A 3,051-nucleotide genomic window follows, 5' to 3' on the forward strand; every position below is an offset into this window, starting at 1 on the left:
CGTACCGTGGACATCATGTCTTCTGACCTGCGGCCCGGACCCGACTCGCCGCCCACCGATGAGCTGGCCAGCGCAGAAGCCGCGCTGGGCGCCCTGCAGCATGTGCTGCATCCGATCTCGCGCGACGAGTTGTCCAATTCCACACCGTGTACGGAATACGACGTGATGCAGCTGACCGACCATCTGATGAACTCCATCACCCTGCTCGGCGGCGCAGCGGGCGCGGAGCCGCCGGAGCGGAACAGCGAAGACTCGGTGGAGAGGCAGATCGTCGCCGCGGCCCGGCCCGCGCTGGACGCGTGGCATCGCCGCGGTCTGACCGACACGGTGACCATCGGCACCAACGAGATACCCGCTACCTTCGCCGTCAGCATCCTGTCGGTCGAATTCCTGGTCCACGGTTGGGATTACGCGACCGCAACCACACACCCGATCGACGTCGCCGAGTCGCTGGCCGATTACGTGTTAGGGCTTGCCCACAAAGTCATCACGCCAGAAGGGCGCGCGACCGTGGGCTTCGATGATCCGGTCGCCGTGCCCGACGATGCGCCCGCCCTCGACCGGCTGATCGCCTTTACCGGCCGCGATCCGGCAGTGGCACGGGCCTAGACGCGCTCGAGATAGAAGTAGAAGTACCGGCCGTTGTCGATCACGCCCTTGCCGTTCATGATTCCCATCACCGTGGCGTCGTCGACGCGCTTGAAGTGATCGTGAACCGGCTGGCCGTCGTACACCATGGTCGCGGTGATTTCGCCGCGAAATTCCTCCAGCCACAGGCTGGCTTCGCCCTTGCCCATCTTGACGTTGGAGAACCGGTTCCCGTCATCGTCGAGACAGACCAGCGGCTGCACGTCTTCGGGTGAGTTGAACGTCTTGCCGAACCAGCGGGACTTCTCGAGTTGACCGTTCATCCGGTGCCCGGTGACGAATTCGCCGCCCTTCCACTCGCCGAGCATGCCGTCGACGGTGGCCGGCGGCAGGCTGGCCCAGAAGTCGTCGAGTTCGGCGTCGTCGATCGACCCGGTGCGCTCCTTGAACTCGGTGAACTTCTTGAGCGCCAACGCATCGGTCATCGCGATCTCCTTCGATCTAGATCCAGCCCTGCGCGAATTGCAGCATGGCATCGTTCTCCTCCGGCGCGCCGATGGTCACCCGGACACCGTCGGTGCCGTACGGGCGAACCACGACGCGTGCGTCGGCCGCCCGCTCGACGAAGTCGAGGGTGCGAGGTCCGAGCGGCAGCCAGACGAAATTCGCCTGCGACGACGGCAGGGTGAACCCGGCCGCGTGCAGGGCGTCGCTCACCCGCGTCCGTTCGGCAACGACGGCATCGGTGCGGGCGAGCAGCTCGTCGGCGGCGTCCAGTGACGCGATGGCCGCGGCCTGCGAGATGCTGGTCGCGGTGAACGGCACATAGGCTTTGTCCACGGCGGTGATCAACTCCGGGTGGCCGGCCGCATATCCCACCCGCAAGCCGGCCAGCCCGTAGGCCTTCGAAAACGTGCGCAGCACAACGACATTGCTGTGGTCGCGCACCAATCCGAGGCTGTCCGGCACCAGGCCGTCGCGGATGTATTCGACGTAGGCCTCGTCGATCGCGATCAGCACGTGCGACGGCACCGCCTCGACGAACCGGGCCAAAGCATCCGGATCGACCACCGTCGAGGTGGGGTTGTTCGGGTTGCAGACAAAGATCAGCCGGGTTCGGTCGGTGACCGCGGCGAGCATCGCCGTCAGGTCGAAGGTGTGGTCGGAGAGCGGGACTTGGACCGCGGTGGCGCCGGCGAGACGGACCTGCAGCGGGTAGATCTCGAAGCTGCGCCAGCCGAACAGCACCTCGTCGCCGGCCGTGGCGCTGATCTGGATGAGCTGCTGGCACAGGCTCACTGATCCGCAACCGACGGCGATGTGCTCGGGTGCCCAACCGCCGGCGCTGCCCACCCGGCCGGAATTCAGGTGCTTAGCCAAGGCCGATTTGAGGTCGGTGCAGCGGTTGTCCGGGTAGCGGTTGATGCGATCGGTGGCCCGCTCGATCGCCGCCCGAACGCTGGGCAACGGACCCTGCACGGTCTCGTTGCTGGCCAATTTGATCGCGCCCGGGACGGTCTTGCCGGGTACGTAGACCGGCAGCTCGGCCAATTCGGGACGTAGGCGCGCGGTCATTTCGACAGCATATGTCCGGCCTGTGTACGCTGTGCTCCGCGGCGGTTCCGGCAGCCGGCTCCTGGCGGCGGTCCGGTACCCTCGGGAAGTTCGAGGAGGCGTGCCAGAGCGGCCGAATGGGACTCACTGCTAATGAGTTGTCCCCCTTACCGGGGACCGGAGGTTCAAATCCTCTCGCCTCCGCCACCCGTGGCGATCGCAAGCGCGGCGAAGCCGGGCGCGGCGGGTCGCCACACCGTACGAGACAATTGAACACAGGCGCCCGTAGCTCAACGGATAGAGCATCTGACTACGGATCAGAAGGTTAGGGGTTCGAATCCCTTCGGGCGCGCCACATCCGCAGGTAGTCGGGCCGCCTGCTCGACGGCCGGCGACAAGCCCGAATCTGATACTTTCAGTCGCCACTATCGCCACCTGCGTACTTGTCCAGCACGGCGCGCACGCCGGGGCCGCGCGGCGTTGCTCACTGGGACGTGACGCCTCTTCTGTTTCGGCCGGTCATTCGCGGGTAACCGGTTCAGAGCAACCGCAGTTTGCGGAAGCTTCTAGGAGTCAAGATGAGCACCACAGAACATGACAAGTCGCAGGAAACCGGGACGCACGAGTTCAGTGAAAGCACGGATCGACCCGAAGGCAATGTCGACCAGGACGCGAATCCACCGCTGACCGACCCGACAAAGACAGACGTGGACCGAAATCAGGAACTGATCCCCCCGCAGGACACCGACCCGGCGGTGCCGCCTTATGAGGGACGCCGGGAAAGCTCCGCAGAAGCGGGAACTACGGGCCGCGGCGAGAACGAACAACAAACCTCGAATTAACCAACGGCGCGGAGTTGGTCAACACGCCTTATTCGTTTCGGCGCGTGGCGCTTTCGACTAACCAGGC

General features: G+C 65.3%; 4 protein-coding genes and 2 tRNA genes. 4 read left to right on the forward strand and 2 right to left on the reverse strand.

Going from position 1 to position 3,051, the window contains the following annotated elements; translation table 11 throughout:
- Window positions 1-15 precede the first annotated feature (15 nt).
- Window positions 16-609, forward strand: a complete 594-nt coding sequence (locus VN856_RS00670) for a TIGR03086 family metal-binding protein (protein WP_325685211.1) — start codon at window positions 16-18, stop codon at window positions 607-609.
- On the opposite strand, the gene VN856_RS00675 is transcribed toward VN856_RS00670, so the two are convergent.
- Together VN856_RS00675 and VN856_RS00680 are read right to left on the reverse strand one after the other, a co-directional pair.
- A complete protein-coding gene (locus tag VN856_RS00675) occupies window positions 606-1,073 on the reverse strand; it encodes a DUF4334 domain-containing protein (protein ID WP_325685208.1) in 468 nt (155 codons plus the stop codon). The genes VN856_RS00670 and VN856_RS00675 overlap by 4 nt on opposite strands.
- Before the next feature lie 16 nt (window positions 1,074-1,089).
- The gene (locus tag VN856_RS00680; protein ID WP_325685209.1) at window positions 1,090-2,163 is read right to left on the reverse strand and encodes a pyridoxal phosphate-dependent aminotransferase; all 1,074 of its coding nucleotides are present in this window, start codon (window positions 2,161-2,163) and stop codon (window positions 1,090-1,092) included.
- A 94-nt stretch (window positions 2,164-2,257) separates the two neighbouring features.
- Between VN856_RS00680 and VN856_RS00685 the strand changes: the two genes are divergently transcribed.
- The 3 genes from VN856_RS00685 (at window position 2,258) to VN856_RS00695 (ending at window position 2,984) form a co-directional block, all read left to right on the forward strand.
- Window positions 2,258-2,349: transfer RNA gene (locus VN856_RS00685), tRNA-Ser, on the forward strand.
- 72 nt (window positions 2,350-2,421) lie between these two features.
- A tRNA-Arg gene (locus VN856_RS00690) sits at window positions 2,422-2,497 on the forward strand.
- Between the two features lie 223 nt (window positions 2,498-2,720).
- Window positions 2,721-2,984: a hypothetical protein gene (locus VN856_RS00695; protein WP_325685210.1), complete on the forward strand. Its 264-nt coding sequence runs from the start codon at window positions 2,721-2,723 to the stop codon at window positions 2,982-2,984.
- The last annotated feature ends 67 nt before the right edge of the window (window positions 2,985-3,051 follow it).

Source organism: Mycobacterium sp., assembly GCF_035603715.1.
In the GTDB taxonomy this organism is placed as follows: Bacteria; Actinomycetota; Actinomycetes; order Mycobacteriales; family Mycobacteriaceae; genus Mycobacterium.